This is a genomic window from Klebsiella pneumoniae, from assembly GCF_000742135.1.
Lineage (GTDB): Bacteria > Pseudomonadota > Gammaproteobacteria > Enterobacterales > Enterobacteriaceae > Klebsiella > Klebsiella pneumoniae.
In genome coordinates, this window is the sequence record NZ_KN046818.1 from 4,987,034 (window position 1) to 5,005,036 (window position 18,003).

Annotated in this window: 15 protein-coding genes and 1 pseudogene; 9 read left to right on the forward strand and 7 right to left on the reverse strand. The window is 57.1% G+C overall.

The features are described 5' to 3' along the window. Positions 1–229 precede the first annotated feature (229 nt). From DR88_RS0126755 to dnaA, 7 genes and pseudogenes are all read right to left on the reverse strand, one after another. Positions 230–1,363 (reverse strand): annotated as a pseudogene (locus DR88_RS0126755) (BamA/TamA family outer membrane protein). Then, a complete protein-coding gene (locus tag DR88_RS02415; protein WP_004150289.1) occupies positions 1,360–2,442 on the reverse strand; it encodes a porin family protein in 1,083 nt (360 codons plus the stop codon). The pseudogene DR88_RS0126755 and the gene DR88_RS02415 overlap by 4 nt, the downstream one beginning before the upstream one ends. Before the next feature lie 149 nt (positions 2,443–2,591). Further along, a complete protein-coding gene (yidA, locus tag DR88_RS02410) occupies positions 2,592–3,404 on the reverse strand; it encodes a sugar-phosphatase (protein ID WP_004151530.1) in 813 nt (270 codons plus the stop codon). 201 nt (positions 3,405–3,605) lie between these two features. After that, positions 3,606–6,020 carry a DNA topoisomerase (ATP-hydrolyzing) subunit B gene (gene gyrB, locus DR88_RS02405; protein ID WP_004173845.1) on the reverse strand — a complete coding sequence of 805 codons (2,415 nt, stop codon included), beginning with the start codon at positions 6,018–6,020 and terminating at the stop codon, positions 3,606–3,608. Positions 6,021–6,048: 28 nt separating this feature from the next. Continuing rightward, a complete protein-coding gene (gene recF / locus DR88_RS02400; RefSeq protein WP_004150293.1) occupies positions 6,049–7,122 on the reverse strand; it encodes a DNA replication/repair protein RecF in 1,074 nt (357 codons plus the stop codon). Between the two features lie 207 nt (positions 7,123–7,329). Further along, complete coding sequence (gene dnaN, locus DR88_RS02395) at positions 7,330–8,430, reverse strand: DNA polymerase III subunit beta (protein WP_004145090.1); 1,101 nt, start codon at positions 8,428–8,430, stop codon at positions 7,330–7,332. A 4-nt stretch (positions 8,431–8,434) separates the two neighbouring features. After that, complete coding sequence (dnaA, locus tag DR88_RS02390; RefSeq protein WP_004151534.1) at positions 8,435–9,838, reverse strand: chromosomal replication initiator protein DnaA; 1,404 nt, start codon at positions 9,836–9,838, stop codon at positions 8,435–8,437. Positions 9,839–10,459: 621 nt separating this feature from the next. On the opposite strand from dnaA, the gene rpmH reads away from it, so the two are divergent. The 9 genes from rpmH to DR88_RS02355 all read left to right on the forward strand — a co-directional run bounded on the left by rpmH (position 10,460) and on the right by DR88_RS02355 (position 17,978). Beyond that, the gene (gene rpmH / locus DR88_RS0126760; RefSeq protein ID WP_000831330.1) at positions 10,460–10,600 is read left to right on the forward strand and encodes a 50S ribosomal protein L34; all 141 of its coding nucleotides are present in this window, start codon (positions 10,460–10,462) and stop codon (positions 10,598–10,600) included. Between the two features lie 15 nt (positions 10,601–10,615). Then, positions 10,616–10,975, forward strand: coding sequence for a ribonuclease P protein component (gene rnpA / locus DR88_RS28680; protein WP_004151535.1), 360 nt, complete (start codon positions 10,616–10,618; stop codon positions 10,973–10,975). Continuing rightward, complete coding sequence (yidD, locus tag DR88_RS0126765) at positions 10,939–11,196, forward strand: membrane protein insertion efficiency factor YidD (protein WP_004151536.1); 258 nt, start codon at positions 10,939–10,941, stop codon at positions 11,194–11,196. The genes rnpA and yidD overlap by 37 nt, the downstream gene beginning before the upstream one ends. 2 nt (positions 11,197–11,198) lie before the next feature. After that, positions 11,199–12,845 carry a membrane protein insertase YidC gene (yidC, locus tag DR88_RS02380; protein ID WP_004150295.1) on the forward strand — a complete coding sequence of 549 codons (1,647 nt, stop codon included), beginning with the start codon at positions 11,199–11,201 and terminating at the stop codon, positions 12,843–12,845. A gap of 122 nt (positions 12,846–12,967) precedes the next feature. Further along, positions 12,968–14,332 (forward strand): tRNA uridine-5-carboxymethylaminomethyl(34) synthesis GTPase MnmE, encoded by a 1,365-nt coding sequence (gene mnmE, locus DR88_RS02375; RefSeq protein ID WP_004150297.1) that lies wholly within the window; start codon positions 12,968–12,970, stop codon positions 14,330–14,332. Between the two features lie 129 nt (positions 14,333–14,461). Next, complete coding sequence (locus DR88_RS02370; protein WP_004151539.1) at positions 14,462–14,881, forward strand: GNAT family N-acetyltransferase; 420 nt, start codon at positions 14,462–14,464, stop codon at positions 14,879–14,881. Positions 14,882–14,980: 99 nt separating this feature from the next. Then, complete coding sequence (locus tag DR88_RS02365; RefSeq protein WP_025861338.1) at positions 14,981–16,159, forward strand: MFS transporter; 1,179 nt, start codon at positions 14,981–14,983, stop codon at positions 16,157–16,159. After that, positions 16,134–17,093 carry an HTH-type transcriptional regulator YidZ gene (yidZ, locus tag DR88_RS02360; protein WP_004150300.1) on the forward strand — a complete coding sequence of 320 codons (960 nt, stop codon included), beginning with the start codon at positions 16,134–16,136 and terminating at the stop codon, positions 17,091–17,093. The genes DR88_RS02365 and yidZ overlap by 26 nt, the downstream gene beginning before the upstream one ends. Before the next feature lie 309 nt (positions 17,094–17,402). Then, the gene (locus DR88_RS02355; RefSeq protein WP_004145098.1) at positions 17,403–17,978 is read left to right on the forward strand and encodes a 4'-phosphopantetheinyl transferase family protein; all 576 of its coding nucleotides are present in this window, start codon (positions 17,403–17,405) and stop codon (positions 17,976–17,978) included. Positions 17,979–18,003 lie beyond the last annotated feature (25 nt).

Here is an 18,003-nt window from a genome sequence, read left to right on the forward strand (position 1 = left end):
GGAGAGTCCTTGTGCTCTATGTGTACTGCTCTACTTTACCGTCGCTGCTGAATTTCGCCTCATGTTTGTACTACTAACGTGATGCTGTACGTTATCAACATGAGCGTAATGTAGTACAACATTATTGTGTTGTACTACAATTTGGATCACAAAAAGAACAATTCATGAAAATTAAAGCGCAGCGGCCCTGGCAAGAGGCGATAAGAGAGAAAATTAAGGGGAGGAGGCGTTAAAACGCTTCGCCGACCTGGAAGTAAAAGCCGCTGCTGCCTTTGCCGATACCGTAGTCGAGGCGAACATTAACGCGAGGTTTGAATTCAAAGCGGTAGCCAACGCCCGCCGAAGGCAGCCAGCGGCCATTATTCAGCGACGACAGTGAGGGCCCCATGGTTCCCGCCCCGGCCCAGGCGACAATCCCGTGCCGCCAGGTGAGCTGCCGGCGATATTCCAGCTGACCGCTGACGACGTTTTTATCCCGGTAGCGCCCCTGGTAGTAGCCGCGCATCCGTTCATCGCTGCCGAGCAGCGGCATCATGCTCCACGGTACCTCGCCCTAGGTGAAGGCGCCATCGGCCTCCCAGGCGAGCACGCTTTTCTCGCTCAGGGCATGATAATGGCTATAGTGCAGCTGAAATTCCTCAAAGCGGGTATCGCTACCTAATCCGGGCGCATAGTGGGTATAGCGGAGGTTGGCATACTGACCCCGGCGCGGGTTAGGGACAAAGTCGCGATCGTCCCAGTTAATATCGATGCTGGCGCCGGAGCTGAATACCGACGGCCCCTGCGGAGTGTTTTCTATCTTCGGCCGATCGTCATGGTCCATCTCATCGGCATTCTGCGCCGCCAGCGACCATCCCGCCCCGAGATAAACATGATCGATAAGCTGCCGATAAAGGGTGGGTCGCAGGGTCAGTACCTGGGCGGTATACTTCTCTTTTTCATTGTCTTTATCTCCGGCATGAAAACCCTGCCCCCAATAATAAGTGGGCGTATTGGCTATCGACCCTTCGACAAAAACGCGCCACAGATCACGATCGAAAAAGGTGTAGTTTTTCACGTTGAGGCCAAAGGCGCCGGTAGAGCTGGCGTAGCCGCTGAGCGTCAGGGTCGAGTTCTGGCTGGTGGTATCCTGCGGGTCGGGACGATACAGGCCGACGACAGCGGTGCCAATGCCCAACCCTAGTTCCGGCGTATAGAACGGACCGGGCATCACGCCCCAGTCGATGCCTTTGCTGGCGTCGAACTTATCGCTGGCGCCGAGATGCTGCAGCCAGCCGTCGATTTTCTCGCGGCTGAGCGCCTCGGCCTGGCTGCCTGTCGGGCAGGCCATCAGCAGCAGAAAAGTGATAAACAGTCGGCTCAAAAGCGATACTCGCCGGCAATAAAAAAACTGTTACGTTCGGCAAAGCCAAACTCGGTAGTAATATTAAAATTCTGCGTCAGCTCGTATTGCGCGCCCACCAGAACGTTCCATGGCGACTGAAGATGCTGCTTCACATCGAAGCGACCGTTATTGTCCTGGTTGGCCAGATTAACCATATTCTGCAGCATCGGCGACGGCATCGAGAGATCGCTGAGGCTGCCTTTAAACTCCTGCTGCACATCCTGATACATGCTGCCAACCCACAGATTTAGCTTTCCGGCGGGGAGATGCAGCGCATCGACCGATGGCGTACTGAAACGATAGCCAACGCGCGGCGAAAAGGTAAGCGCATCGATGCTGCCGTCGAGGATATCAAAGCGCGTTTGCGTGTAGTTGGCGTCCAGCACGGTAAACCAATTGCCGACGCCGCCCACCAGGGTGGTGCCCATCCCGTAGGTAGTACCTTTAAAATCGAGACGAAAGTCGAGATCCTGCATCCCCGGCAGGGGCACCACTTTACCGTTCGGTCCCTTCAGGCCGACAGCTATCTGCGAAATTGAATGCCCTTCGGTGTGCCCCACCAGGCCATAAACGTTCATAAACGGCAGCAGCCAGGCATCCAGCTTGAGCGTCTCGGTTTTGCTGCTTTCCCGCGTATGACCAACGCCAATCTGGAAAGCGTTATCCAGCGAGACCGGCCCATTTGCGAAAATGTTATTCACGGCGTGCTTGCAGACAGGATCCTTACCGCAATCGATATTGCGGCCATCCAGCGACAGCCCGGTGAAGTTTATGCTGTCGACATTAATATTCTGCCGCATATCCATATAGTTAATGCTGACGCCAAACGGCAGCGGCAGGACGTAGCCGCGCTTTCTGGCCTCATCGCCTAGCAAAGGGAGTAGCGAGGACGATGCTGCGACCGCAGGCTGGCGACTTTCTGGCACCGGCAGATCCGCGGGCTCTGCGCCGTGATAGGCATACGCCGGTTCGAGCGGCGCCGTTGGTTCCGCGGCCGCGCAAATCTGAACAGAGGCGAATGGCAGCGTAACCAACATCAAACGGTGGTATATATTCATGAAAAGTATGATGTTAGTTCTGAGTTGCTAAAAAGAGGGCGGGTAGCTTATAGAATCCCCTGCAAGGATTGAGGGATTTAAATGCGGATTAACATCTGTTCATGAAAAAAGAGAAGACAGACCCGGCGAACGCCGGGCCGGAAAGAAGTTTACGCTAAAACGTATTTTTCAATGGCGAAGGCAACGCCATCTTCAAGGTTCGATTTGGTGATGAAGTTCGCCGCTTCTTTGACCGCAGGAATGGCGTTATCCATTGCCACGCCGACGCCGGCAAATTCAATCATCGCGATATCATTTTCCTGATCGCCAATCGCCATAATCTCTTCCGGCTTGATGCCCAGCGCATCGGCCAGCGACTTCACGCCAGTGCCTTTATTGACGCGTTTATCCAGTATTTCGAGGAAGTAAGGCGCACTTTTCAGCACGGTGTACTTCTCTTTCACTTCCGCCGGAATACGGGCGATGGCCTGGTCGAGGATTGCCGGCTCATCAATCATCATCACTTTCAGCAGCTGGATCTCAGGATCCATTTTCTCCGCTTCGCAGAACACCAGCGGAATGGTTGCCACATAGGATTCGTGGACGGTGTAGTAGCTGATATCGCGGTTCGCGGTATACAGCGTATTGCGATCCAGCGCATGGAAGTGGGAGCCAACCTCGCGGGAGAGCTGCTCAAGGAAGCGATAGTCGTCATAGCTCAGCGCGGTTTGCGCGACGGTGCTTCCGTCACCAGCCTTCTGCACCAGCGCGCCATTGTAGGTAATGCAGTAATCACCCGGCTGCTCCATATGCAGCTCTTTCAAATAGCTGTGGACGCCAGCGTAAGGGCGACCGGTGGTCAGCACCACGTTAACACCGCGCTCGCGCGCCGCGGCGATGGCGGCTTTCACCGCTGGAGAGATGGTATGGTCGGGCAGCAGCAGCGTGCCGTCCATATCGATTGCAATCAGTTTAATAGCCATAGGGTCCCCGGGTAAGATGAGTCTCCCCTCATGCTAACGCGATTCCGCTCAAAAAACAGTAAAAGTGTCGGCCAGAAAGGGGGATGGAACCGCAGCAGCGGATTCCTCTTTTAGCGGCAAAAGAAAAGCCCGATCGCGCGATGCGACCGGGCTTATACATCCTGTTGCCCCGGTAAAACTCGTTACCGGGAAACATGCGGCTTAAATATCGATATTCGCCGCTTTCAGGGCATTCTCTTCGATAAACGCGCGACGCGGCTCAACGGCATCGCCCATCAGGGTGGTGAACAGCTGATCGGCAGCGATGGCATCCTTGACGGTCACGCGCAGCATGCGACGGCTGTCCGGATCCATGGTGGTTTCCCACAGCTGATCCGGGTTCATCTCGCCCAGACCTTTATAGCGCTGGATGGAGAGACCGCGACGGGACTCTTTCACCAGCCAGTCCAGGGCCTGCTCGAAGCTGGCTACCGGCTGACGACGTTCGCCGCGCTCGATGTAAGCATCTTCTTCCATCAGGCCGCGCAGTTTCTCGCCCAGGGCACAAATACGACGATATTCCGGCCCCATAATGAACTCGTTATCCAGCGGATAGTCGGTATCCACGCCGTGGGTACGTACGCGAATAACCGGCTCAAAATGCTGCAGTTCTTTGTTCTCGTGGAGATCGAATTTCCACTGGCTGCCGTGCTGTTCTTTCTCGTTCAGCTCTGAGACCAGGGTGTTCACCCAGCGGGTCACCTTCTGCTCGTCCGCCAGGTCGGCCTCGGTCAGGGTCGGCTGATAGATAAGCTCTTTCAGCAGCGCTTTCGGGAAGCGGCGCTCCATGCGGCCAATCATTTTCTGGGTGGCATTGAACTCGGCAACCAGTTTTTCCAGCGGTTCGCCCGCCAGCGCCGGCGCATTGGCGTTGGTGTGCAGGGTCGCACCGTCGAGCGCGATGGAGATCTGATACTGATCCATCGCTTCGTCGTCTTTAATGTACTGTTCCTGCTTGCCTTTCTTCACTTTGTACAGCGGCGGCTGGGCAATGTAGACGTGGCCGCGCTCAACGATCTCCGGCATCTGACGATAGAAGAAGGTCAACAGCAGGGTACGAATGTGCGAGCCGTCGACGTCCGCATCGGTCATGATGATGATGCTGTGGTAGCGCAGTTTATCCGGATTGTACTCATCGCGACCGATACCGCAGCCCAGCGCGGTGATCAGCGTCGCCACTTCCTGGGAAGAGAGCATTTTATCGAAGCGGGCTTTCTCAACGTTAAGGATTTTACCCTTCAGCGGCAGGATCGCCTGGTTCTTGCGGTTACGACCCTGTTTAGCAGAGCCGCCCGCGGAGTCCCCTTCCACCAGGTACAGTTCGGACAGCGCCGGGTCGCGCTCCTGGCAATCCGCCAGTTTGCCCGGCAGGCCTGCCAGATCCAGCGCGCCTTTACGGCGAGTCATCTCACGGGCGCGACGTGCGGCCTCACGGGCGCGCGCGGCGTCAATAATTTTGCCGACCACGATTTTCGCATCGGATGGGTTTTCCAGCAGGTATTCGCTCAGCAGTTCGTTCATCTGCTGCTCCACCGCCGATTTCACCTCGGAGGAGACCAGCTTGTCTTTGGTCTGCGAGGAGAATTTCGGATCCGGCACCTTCACGGATACCACGGCAATCAGGCCTTCACGCGCATCGTCGCCGGTGGCGCTGACTTTCGCTTTTTTGCTGTAGCCCTCTTTGTCCATATAGGCGTTAAGGGTACGGGTCATCGCCGCGCGGAAGCCGGCGAGGTGAGTACCGCCGTCACGCTGCGGAATGTTGTTGGTAAAGCAGTAGATGTTTTCCTGGAAGCCGTCGTTCCACTGCAGGGCCACTTCCACGCCGATACCGTCTTTTTCGGTGGAGAAATAGAAAATATTCGGGTGGATCGGCGTTTTGTTCTTGTTGAGATACTCAACGAACGCCTTGATGCCGCCTTCGTAGTGGAAATGGTCTTCTTTGCCATCGCGCTTATCGCGCAGGCGGATAGAGACGCCGGAGTTCAGGAACGACAGCTCGCGCAGGCGTTTCGCCAGGATGTCATATTCAAATTCGGTGACATTGGTGAAGGTTTCCAGGCTTGGCCAGAAACGCACCATGGTGCCGGTTTTGTCGGTTTCGCCAGTCACGGCCAGCGGTGCCTGCGGCACACCGTGTTCGTACATCTGCTTGTGAACTTTGTTATCGCGCTGGATAACCAGCTCCAGCTTCTGCGACAGGGCGTTAACCACCGAGACGCCTACGCCGTGCAGACCGCCGGAAACTTTATAGGAGTTATCATCGAATTTACCGCCAGCGTGCAGGACGGTCATGATAACTTCCGCTGCGGAGACGCCCTCTTCCGGGTGAATGCCGGTCGGGATGCCGCGGCCGTCATCCTGGACGGAGACGGAGTTATCGCTGTGGATGGTGACAACGATATCTTTGCAGTAACCCGCGAGCGCTTCGTCGATAGCGTTATCCACAACCTCGAATACCATGTGGTGCAGACCGGTGCCGTCATCCGTGTCGCCGATATACATACCCGGGCGCTTACGCACCGCATCCAGCCCTTTCAGGACTTTGATACTGGAGGAGTCATAAGAATTCGACATCAACGTTTCTCGCTCATTTAATCTTGGGTTAATCCGTTATTTTACCTTTTTCCACGCGGAACATCTTCGAATTTTTGTCCGACATGTCCATAACGTGTTCAGCGCTGATCGCGCTGACGAAAACCTGCGACTGCGTCGCTTTCAGGCGGCTGGATAACAGACCGCGGCGGGCATCATCAAGTTCCGAGGCAAAATCATCTATCAGGTACAGGCAGCGCCGCCCGCTGACGCGGGTGAGGAATTCTCCTTGCGCCAGACGCAGGGCGCACATCAGCAGCTTAAGCTGCCCGCGCGACAAGGTATCTTCCACCGGCGCCCCGTCGGCGCGAATGCGAAAATCCGCTTTATGCGGGCCGTGGGCGGTGTAGGTTAACATTCTGTCGCGCTCGAAATTCCGCTCCAACACCTCCGCGTAGTCGGTCTCTTTTTCCCAGCCGCGCTGGAAAGAGAAGGTGAGCGTGAATTCCGGTAAAAATTGCTGACAGGTATCCGCCATGTCTTCGACGATAGCGGCGCTGTATTCGGCACGCCAGCGGCTGATCTGCTCCGCCAGCGGGATTAATTCCAGATCCCAAGGCCGCAGCTGGGCATAGCGGCTGACCTGACGCAGCGCGGCGTTGCGCTGCTTGACCAGGCGCTTCAGATTGCTCCAGGCGGTGAAGAATCCGGCTTCGTTATGAAAGCATCCCCAGTCAAGGAATGCTCTTCTGTATTTGGGGCCGCCGTTGAGTAAAGTAAACCCCTCCGGCGTAATCAGCTGCATCGGCATCAGGTGCGCCAGCTCCGCCACTTTGTGGCCGTCGGTGCCGTCGATACGCACCTTGCTGTCGCCCTGTTTGTCTTTGGTCAGGCCGATGGCGGTTTCCCGCTCTTCGCCCTGCAGACGGCCATGCAGAACAAACGCATCCTGCTCGTGGCGGATCACTCGGCCAATTTGCAAACTGCGAAATGCCCGGCCGTGGCCAAGCGTGTAGATAGCTTCCAGCACGCTGGTTTTGCCGCTGCCGTTCGCGCCAACCAGGAAGTTAAAGCCGGGAGATAAAGCGAGATCCGCATGTTCAATATTGCGGAAGTCTTTGATCAAGAGTCGGGATAGCGACATATCAGCTCGTCATCATTCAAGGGGCGTGGGTGTCGCAGCCAGTTCGTCTACCGCCAGCGCGCAGAAAGCGGAGCGTACACGAAGTACGTGAGCATTTGCTCGCTCCGCTCGTCCTTCGGACCGTCTTACAGACGTCCAAAACGCATAGCGTTTTGTCGAGCACTGCCGGAAGGCGAAATGGCAAGTAAACCAGCCCCTTTGCAGATTCTACAATCGCATAGGCATGACAACGTAGGCTGCGGATTGAGAGGCCGCATCCTCAATCTGCACGCTCGACACCGAATCCGTCAGCAGAATGCGTACATTCTCGCACTTCAGCGCATTCAGCACATCCAGCACATAGCTAACGTTGAAGCCAATCTCCATCTCCGTTCCGGCGTAGGTCACATCCAGAATCTCTTCCGCTTCTTCCTGTTCCGGGTTATTGGCGGTGATTTTCAGCTGGTTTTCGCTAACGTACAGCCGCACGCCGCGGAATTTCTCGTTGGAGAGAATCGCCGCGCGCGCAAAAGCCTGCTTCAGAATATCGCAGCCCGCTTCGAGGTGTTTATCCGGATTTTTCGGCAATACGCGGCGATAATCCGGGAAACGGCCATCCACCAGCTTAGAGGTGAAGATAAAATCGCCAACGTGGGCGCGGATATTGTTGCTGCCAATCTGCACGCGCAGCGGGGTATCGCCGCCGTCGAGCATCCGCATCAGCTCAATCACCCCTTTACGCGGCACGATCACCGAATGGTTCGGCAGCGACGCTTCCAGCGGCATCGAACAGACCGCCAGGCGGTGACCATCGGTGGCCACCGTGCGCAGTTCGCTGCCTTCGGTTTCAAACAGCATGCCGTTTAAGTAGTAACGAACATCCTGGTGCGCCATCGAGAACTGGGTGGCTTCGATCAGACGCTTCATGGTCGCCTGCGGCAGGGTAAACTCCACTTCACTCTGCCAGTCATCCAGATTCGGGAAATCGGCGGCGGGCAGGGTCGACAGCGAGAAGCGGCTGCGGCCGGAACGCACCAGCATGCGATCGCCTTCCAACTGAACCGCGATCTCCGCGCCTTCCGGCAGGCCGCGGCAGATATCAAAGAATTTCCGTGCCGGAACGGTCGTTGCGCCCGCTTCGTGCGGCTGAACCAGCGCCACGCGCGCCACCATCTCCATTTCAAGATCGGTACCGGTCAGCGACAGCGCGCCGTCCGCGACCTGAAGCAGCAGGTTACCGAGAATGGGCAGCGTCGGACGACCACCTAACGGACCGCTCACCTGTTGCAGCGGTTTTAATAAATGTTCACGTTCTACGGTAAATTTCATAGCGTCACGAGGATAATGTTCTGATTAAATTGGAAAAATCTTCTTTAATGTCGTGGCTTTCTTCACGCAGCTGCTCAATCTTGCGGCAGGCGTGCAGCACGGTGGTATGGTCTCGGCCGCCAAACGCATCGCCGATTTCCGGCAGGCTGTGGTTGGTCAGCTCTTTGGCCAGCGCCATCGCCATCTGGCGAGGACGCGCCACCGAACGGGAGCGGCGTTTGGACAGCAGATCCGCTACCTTAATCTTGTAGTACTCCGCCACCGTCTTTTGAATATTGTCGATGGTGACCAGTTTTTCCTGCAGCGCCAGCAGATCGCGCAGCGCTTCGCGCACGAAATCGATGGTGATCGCCCGGCCGGTGAAGTTGGCGTTGGCGATAACGCGGTTCAGCGCCCCCTCCAGCTCACGCACGTTCGAGCGCAGACGCTTGGCAATAAAGAACGCCACTTCGCCCGGCAGGCGGATGTCGTTCTCGTCGGCTTTTTTCATCAGGATCGCGACGCGGGTTTCCAGCTCCGGCGGCTCGATCGCCACCGTCAGCCCCCAGCCGAAGCGGGATTTTAGACGATCCTCAACGCCGTTGATCTCTTTTGGATAACGATCCGACGTCAGGATGATCTGCTGATTACCTTCCAGAAGCGCATTGAAGGTGTGGAAAAACTCTTCCTGGGATCGTTCTTTATTGGCAAAGAACTGAATGTCATCGATCAGCAGGGCGTCAACGGAGCGGTAGTAACGCTTAAACTCTTCGATGGCGTTGTTCTGCAGCGCTTTAACCATGTCCTGAACGAAACGCTCGGAGTGCATATAGACCACTTTCGCGTTCGGCTTACGCGCCACAATGCCGTTCCCCACCGCGTGCAGCAGGTGAGTTTTACCCAGACCCGTCCCGCCATAGAGGAACAGGGGGTTGTAGGCGCCGCCCGGGTTATCCGCCACCTGACGCGCCGCCGCGCGGGCCAGCTGGTTAGATTTACCTTCGACGAAGTTATCAAACGTGTGTTTCACGTTAACGTTAGAGCGGTAGGTCGGCTCCGCCGGCGCCGGGACATTATCCCAGCCAGGGCGCACGATCGTCGGCGCCGCGCGCGCGGTCTGCACCTGCGCCGCCGGAATGGCCGCCGCAGCCGGGCTTACCGCCCCTTTCTGCAGCGAGCTGGCGGGCTTAGCGCCCACCTCAAAACGCAGCTGCGGGGCGTCCGCACCGCAAAAATCATTGAGGAGTCCATTGATATTATTGAGGTATTTGTCCCTTACCCAGTCGAGCACAAAACGGTTTGGCGCATACAGTGCCAGCGTGTTATCGCTCAGTTCCGCCTGCAATGGGCGGATCCACATGCTGAATTCTGTGGCTGGTAACTCATCCTGCAATCGGGCAAGACACTGCTGCCAAAGCGAAAGTGACACGGCGGACTCCACTCGAACATAAAATCGATATCAAAGAAAAACTGAAACAATCGTGATTGTTGGCACACGTCGACAAGACCCTGCATTAGCCGAAAAGCCCCTGCACAAAAGGGGTGACGTGCGAACCGCTATCTGCGGTTATTACCCGCTGCGGATCCGGGGATCGCGATCGGGACCGGGGATCATAGCCTAAACTGAGAAAGAGATCTTGTGTTTCTCAACAGATTCTTCCCGATTTATCCACAGGAAGGATCGAAACCGGGTAAGTGTAATCGATCCTGCGGGGAGTGAAGCACGATTTCCGCCGCATATTGGAAAAATTAATGAGCTATGCCGCTTTTGGGCGGAAACGATCTAATAAAGATCCTTGCGGATCCTTGCGCTTTACTGGCCAGGCCGTATAATCCCCCACCCGGCGCGTAATGCCCGTTTTCGTCACGCGTCTCAGCTTATTTTTTGTGCGACGAGGTGCGAGAAATAAGGAAAGAGAATTGACTCCGGAGTGTACAATTATTACAATCCGGCCTCTTTAATCACCCACGCTGAGGCGTAAGTCGTTCGAAGTTCGTTCGGGTCTACGCAAAAGTCAGTGAATTTATTCAAGTTTAGGTAGAAATCGCCATGAAACGCACTTTTCAACCGTCTGTACTGAAGCGCAACCGTTCTCACGGCTTCCGTGCTCGTATGGCTACTAAAAATGGTCGTCAGGTTCTGGCACGTCGTCGTGCTAAAGGCCGCGCTCGTCTGACCGTTTCCAAGTAATAAAGCTAACCCTGCGTGGTTAAGCTCGCATTTCCCAGGGAGTTACGCTTGTTAACTCCCAGTCATTTCACTTTCGTCTTCCAGCAGCCACAACGGGCTGGCACGCCGCAAATCACCATCCTCGGCCGCCTGAATTCGCTGGGGCATCCCCGCATCGGTCTCACCGTCGCCAAGAAAAACGTGAAACGCGCACATGAACGCAATCGGATTAAACGTCTGACGCGTGAAAGTTTTCGTTTGCGTCAACATGAACTCCCGCCAATGGATTTCGTGGTGGTGGCGAAAAGAGGGGTTGCCGACCTCGATAACCGTGCTCTCTCGGAAGCGTTGGAAAAATTATGGCGCCGCCATTGTCGCCTGGCTCGCGGGTCCTGATCGGCCTGATTCGAGTTTATCAGCGCCTGATTAGTCCGCTACTCGGGCCGCATTGTCGTTTCACCCCAACCTGTTCTCAATACGGAATTGAGGCCTTACGCAGGTTTGGAGTGATAAAAGGCAGTTGGTTGACGATGAAACGCGTATTAAAATGCCACCCTTTACACCCTGGTGGTGACGATCCCGTCCCGCCTGGACCATTTGATACCAGAGAACACTAACGATGGATTCGCAACGCAATCTTCTTATCATCGCTTTGTTGTTCGTGTCTTTCATGATCTGGCAAGCCTGGGAGCAGGACAAAAATCCGCAGCCCCAGCAGCAGACCACGCAGACTACGACCACAGCAGCGGGTAGCGCCGCCGACCAGGGCGTACCGGCCAGTGGCCAGGGGAAACTGATTACGGTTAAAACCGACGTGCTTGAGCTGACTATCAACACCAACGGTGGCGATATTGAGCAGGCGCTGCTTCTGGCGTATCCAAAAACGCTGAAATCGACCGAACCGTTCCAGTTACTGGAAACCACGCCGCAGTTTGTCTACCAGGCGCAGAGCGGCTTAACCGGCCGTGACGGTCCGGATAACCCGGCAAACGGCCCGCGTCCGCTGTACAACGTCGATAAAGAGGCGTTTGTGCTGGCCGATGGCCAGGATGAGCTCGTTATCCCGCTGACCTACACTGACAAAGCCGGCAACGTCTTCACCAAAACCTTCACCCTGAAGCGCGGTGGCTATGCGGTGAACGTGGGTTACAGCGTGCAGAATGCCAGCGAGAAGCCTCTGGAAGTCTCAACCTTCGGTCAGCTGAAGCAGACCGCTGCGCTGCCGACCAGTCGCGATACGCAGACCGGTGGCCTGTCCACGATGCATACTTTCCGTGGCGCCGCGTTCTCCACTGCGGATTCGAAATACGAGAAATATAAATTCGATACCATTCTGGATAACGAAAACCTGAACGTCAGCACCAAAAACGGTTGGGTTGCCATGCTGCAGCAGTACTTCACCACCGCATGGGTGCCGCGGAATAACGGGACGAATAACTTCTACACCGCCAACCTCGGCAACGGCGTTGTCGCTATTGGCTACAAATCGCAGCCGGTACTGGTGCAGCCAGGCCAGACCGACAAACTGCAGAGCACGCTGTGGGTCGGCCCGGCTATTCAGGACAAAATGGCTGCCGTTGCGCCGCACCTGGATCTGACCGTCGACTACGGCTGGCTGTGGTTCATCTCCCAACCGCTGTTCAAGCTGCTGAAATTCATCCACAGCTTCCTCGGCAACTGGGGCTTCTCGATCATCGTTATCACCTTTATCGTTCGTGGCATCATGTACCCGCTGACCAAAGCGCAGTACACCTCCATGGCGAAGATGCGCATGCTGCAGCCGAAGATTCAGGCCATGCGTGAGCGTCTGGGCGACGATAAACAACGTCAAAGCCAGGAGATGATGGCGCTGTATAAAGCGGAAAAAGTAAACCCGCTGGGCGGCTGCTTCCCGCTGATTATTCAGATGCCGATCTTCCTTGCGCTGTACTACATGCTGAGCGCCTCGGTTGAACTGCGTCATGCGCCGTTTATCCTGTGGATCCACGACCTGTCTGCTCAGGACCCGTACTACATCCTGCCGATCATCATGGGCGCGACCATGTTCTTCATCCAGAAGATGTCGCCGACCACCGTGACCGACCCGATGCAGCAGAAGATCATGACCTTTATGCCGGTCATCTTCACGGTGTTCTTCCTGTGGTTCCCGTCTGGCCTGGTGGTGTACTACATCGTCAGCAACCTGGTCACCATTATTCAGCAGCAGCTAATTTACCGTGGTCTGGAGAAACGTGGCCTGCATAGCCGCGAGAAGAAGAAATCCTGATACTCTTCATTCTTCAAGCCAACGCATCTGCGACTTGGATAATTTAGAGTAGTTACGGTAACGTTAATGCCAGAGAAGGCGGTCAATGGACCGCCTTTTTTACATCTACATAGAGAGTCACCATGAGCCATAACGACACTATCGTCGCCCAGGCAACCCCTCCGGGACGCGGGGGTGTGGGCATCCTGCGTATCTCCGGCCTTAAGGCGCGCGACGTCGCGCAGGCGGTGCTGGGCAAGCTGCCGAAGCCGCGCTATGCCGACTACCTGCCGTTCAACGACGTTGACGGTACCCCGCTGGATCAGGGGATTGCGCTGTGGTTCCCCGGGCCGAACTCCTTTACCGGGGAAGATGTGCTTGAGCTGCAGGGCCACGGCGGCCCGGTCATTCTCGACCTGCTGCTTAAACGTATTCTGACCCTGCCGGGCCTGCGCATCGCCAGGCCGGGTGAGTTTTCCGAGCGCGCGTTCCTCAACGACAAGCTCGATCTGGCGCAGGCAGAGGCCATCGCCGACCTTATCGACGCCAGTTCAGAGCAGGCGGCGCGCTCGGCGCTGAATTCGCTGCAGGGGGTGTTCTCCGCGCGGGTGAATCATCTTGTGGAAGCGCTCACTCACCTGCGCATCTACGTGGAAGCGGCCATTGACTTCCCGGATGAAGAAATCGATTTCCTTTCCGACGGCAAAATTGAAGCCCAGCTGAACGAGGTGATGGCCGATCTCGACGCCGTCCGCGCGGAAGCTCGTCAGGGCAGCCTGCTGCGCGAAGGGATGAAAGTGGTGATCGCCGGGCGGCCAAATGCCGGTAAATCAAGCCTGCTGAACGCCCTGGCGGGCCGCGAAGCGGCGATCGTCACCGATATCGCCGGTACCACCCGCGACGTGCTACGCGAGCATATCCATATCGACGGCATGCCGCTGCATATCATCGATACCGCAGGCCTGCGCGATGCTAATGACGAAGTGGAACGTATCGGCATCGAGCGCGCCTGGCAGGAGATTGCCCAGGCCGATCGGGTGCTGTTTATGGTCGATGGCACCACCACCGGCGCCGTTGACCCGGCGGAGATCTGGCCAGACTTTATCGAGCGCCTGCCCGCTAAATTGCCGATTACCGTGGTGCGCAATAAAGCCGATGTCACCGGCGAAGCGCTCGGTATCAGCGAAGTAAATGGCCACTCACTTATTCGCCTGTCGGCACGTACCGGCGACGGCGTGGAGGTGCTACGTAACCACCTCAAGCAGAGCATGGGCTTCGATACCAATATGGAAGGCGGCTTCCTCGCCCGCCGCCGTCACCTGCAGGCCCTGGAAGAGGCGGCGAACCATCTGCAGCAAGGCAAAGCCCAGCTGCTGGGCGCCTGGGCCGGCGAGCTGCTGGCGGAAGAGCTGCGCCTCGCGCAGCAGGCGCTGAGCGAGATCACCGGGGAGTTCACTTCCGACGATCTGCTGGGCCGCATCTTCTCCAGCTTCTGTATCGGCAAGTAAGTTTTAGTCCCCCCTCGTCCGTGAACGTTCACTAACCCGTATTAACGCCGCGTTAATGCGGGTTTTTTCTTGCCCTTTGCGGCGCAACGTTCTCTACTTTTATCTCCCCCTCTGCCGCGAGACTAAAACATGACCGTTGAATATACCGTGATCGAGAAGGTGCCCTCCGCCGAAGCGTTTTGCCACCTGCGGGTAGCCGCCGGCATGTCGCCGCGCCCCCTGGAAGGCGCCAGAGCCGGACTGCCGCATAGCTGTTATGGCGTACATATCCTCTGGCAGGAGACGCCGATCGCGATGGGACGCATCGTCGGCGACGGCGCGATTAATTTCGATATTGTCGACGTCGCCGTCGATCCGGCTCACCAGGGAAAAGGCCTTGGCCGGCTGGTGATGGAGAAGCTGGTCGCCTGGCTGGACGCTAACGCCTTTGATGGCGCCTACGTTACGCTGGTGGCGGATGTGCCGGAACTGTACGCGAAGTTCGGCTTCGAAAGCGTTCGCCCGGAGAGCGAGGGGATGGCCCGCGTCTGGCGAACCCGCAGTCGTTAGCTCGCATTTCCTGCCAGGAAAAGAGCGTTGTCCAAATGGCAACTCGTCTTACGGCGCGTTCCTCACTATGCTGAACGCCATTCACATCGCGAGGATCCCATGACACGCTTTCTTCTCTGCAGCTTTGCCCTGGTTCTGCTCTACCCCTCCGGCATCGATATGTATCTGGTCGGCCTGCCGCGTATTGCTCAGGACCTGGGGGCCAGCGAGGCGCAATTACATATCGCCTTCTCGGTCTATCTGGCCGGTATGGCCTCCGCGATGCTATTTGCTGGCCGCATCGCCGACCGCTCGGGGCGTAAGCCTGTCGCTATTGTAGGTGCAGCGATCTTTGTTATCGCCTCCCTGATCTGCGCCCAGGCGCATACCAGCAGCCACTTCCTCATCGGACGCTTTATCCAGGGGATCGGCGCCGGCAGCTGCTACGTGGTGGCTTTCGCTATCCTGCGCGATACGCTGGACGACCGTCGCCGCGCCAAGGTGCTGTCGTTGCTCAACGGCATCACCTGCATTATCCCCGTCCTGGCGCCGGTGCTTGGCCACCTGATTATGCTGAAATATCCGTGGCAGAGCCTGTTCTACACGATGACCGGCATGGGCGTCATGATCGCTGTGCTGTCGGTCTTTATCCTGCGTGAAACGCGGCCGACGGCGCCTCCGCAGGCAGCGTCACCGCAGCATGACGCTGGCGAATCGCTGTTGAACCGCTTTTTCCTCAGCCGCTTACTCATTACCACCCTCAGCGTGACGGTGATCCTGACCTACGTTAACGTCTCGCCGGTACTAATGATGGAAGAGATGGGGTTCGACCGGGGAACTTACTCAATGGCGATGGCTCTGATGGCGATGATCAGCATGGCGGTCTCCTTCTCAACGCCGTTCGCCCTGTCGCTGTTTAATCCCCGCACCTTAATGCTGACCTCACAGGTGCTGTTTCTGGCGGCAGGCGTGACGCTGAGCCTCGCCACTCGCCAGGCCGTCACCCTGATCGGGCTGGGCATGATTTGCGCCGGCTTCTCCGTTGGGTTCGGCGTCGCGATGAGCCAGGCGCTGGGGCCGTTCACGCTGCGCGCGGGCGTCGCCAGCTCGGTCCTCGGCATCGCGCAGGTGTGCGGTTCATCGCTGTGGATTTGGCTCGCCGCCATCATCGGACTCAGCGCAATGAATATGCTGATCGGGATACTCATTGCCTGTAGCATAGTGAGCCTTGTTTTGTTACTGGTCGTCACCCCGCCGCGGGTTGCGCAATACGATGAAGAAGCCGCTGTCGAGTCTTGATCTTAATTTACTCCTCTGCCTGCAGCTCCTGACCCAGGAGCTCAGCGTTACCCGTACGGCGAAGCGGATGAACGTTTCGCCGTCAGCGGTGAGCAAGTCGCTGGCCAAACTGCGCGCCTGGTTTGACGATCCGCTGTTTGTGAAAACCCCGCTGGGCCTGGCGCCCACGCCGCTGGTCAGCAGCATGGAGCAGGATCTGGCGGACTGGATGCAGATGGGCAACCAAATCCTCGATAAACCGCACCATACCATGCCCAGCGGCCTCAAATTCGAACTGGCGGCGGAAGCGCCGCTGCTGATGATCCTGTTTAACACCCTCTCTCAGCGCATCTATCAGCGCTATCCGCAGGCATTGATTCGTTTGCGCAACTGGGACTACGACTCCCTGGACGCCATCATCCGCGGTGAGGTGGATATCGGCTTCTGCGGACGCGAAAGCCATCCGCAGTCGCGTGAGCTGCTGAGCCTGCTGCCGTGGTATATCGATTTTGAGGTGCTGTTCACCGACCTGCCGCAGGTCTGGCTGCGCGCCGATCATCCGGCGCTCAGGGAAGAGTGGGATCTGGCGGCATTCTTACGCTATCCGCATATCACTATCTGCTGGGAACAACGCGATACCTGGGCCCTGGACGACGTGCTGCAGGAGCTGGGGTATAAGCGTAACGTGGCGCTGACCGTGCCGGGGTTTGAGCAATCACTTTTTATGGCCGCTCAGCCGCAGCACACCATGCTGGCCACCGCGCCGCGCTACTGTCAGCACTATAATCAGCAGCACCAGCTGCCGCTCGTCTCCCGGCCGCTCCCCCTGGAGGCGCAGCATCTGGAAAAGCTGCGCGTTCCCTTCACCCTGCTATGGCATAAGCGCAACAGCTACAACCCGAAGCTTGTCTGGCTTAGAGATACGCTGAAAGCGCTCTATTCCGGTACGCTTTAAGCCTTGTTTCGTGCCCATAGCACCTTATTTGCGCAAGAATTTGTAAAATTCAAACAAATTCCCTTTTCAATGGGGGATTTCGGCATTAAAACCTGTTAATACCAGGCGATAATAGCGCCCGCAGTTTTATCCAGACCATTACTCACGGAGCGACGTATGGCAACGCATTTTGCAAGAGGGATACTCAGTACCGGGGAGCCGCTATCGACACGTTTGTCAGCGGCCTGTCATCAATCCGCACGTCTTCTCCCGACATATCGCCAGGCTCGCTTTTGCGCGTCGCGCTCGCTGCTTGCCGAGCTGCTGTTTATGCTTTACGGCATCAGCGAGCTGCCTGAAATCATCAACGAAGCCAATGGCCGACCGGTTTTTAGCGATCGCCAACTCCCCCGCTTTTCGATCGCTTATACTGGCAATATCGTTGGTGTTGCCCTCACCACCGAGGGGGATTGTGGCCTCGACATGGAACTGCAGCGCACTGTCCGCAGCCACGACGCCGACCGGCACAATTTCAGCAACAATGAGAATCTGTGGATTAACATACAGCATGATCCGGACGAAGCGCGCAGCCAGCTGGTAGCGCTGCGCCGCAGCGTGCTAAAGCTGACCGGCGAAGCATCAACGCAGCTGCAGCTGCTGCCCGGCTCTGGCCGCCTGCGCACCGCCGGCAGTCAGCCAATCGAAGCGGTATGTGACGCCGAATCGCTGCTGGTATGGTCCATTGCCGCTACCCCGAACATCGGCTCGCTGAAGGTCTGGGAATATGATGCTAAGGGAGGTGACTGGCGCAGCCTGGCGGATGCGCAGCAGCGCGCACGCGAACCGTCAGCCCGCCTGATGCGCTTTACCAGCTTACCCATGGAAAAAACCTTATCCCTCAATTGACCGGTCTTGCCGGCATCATGATCCA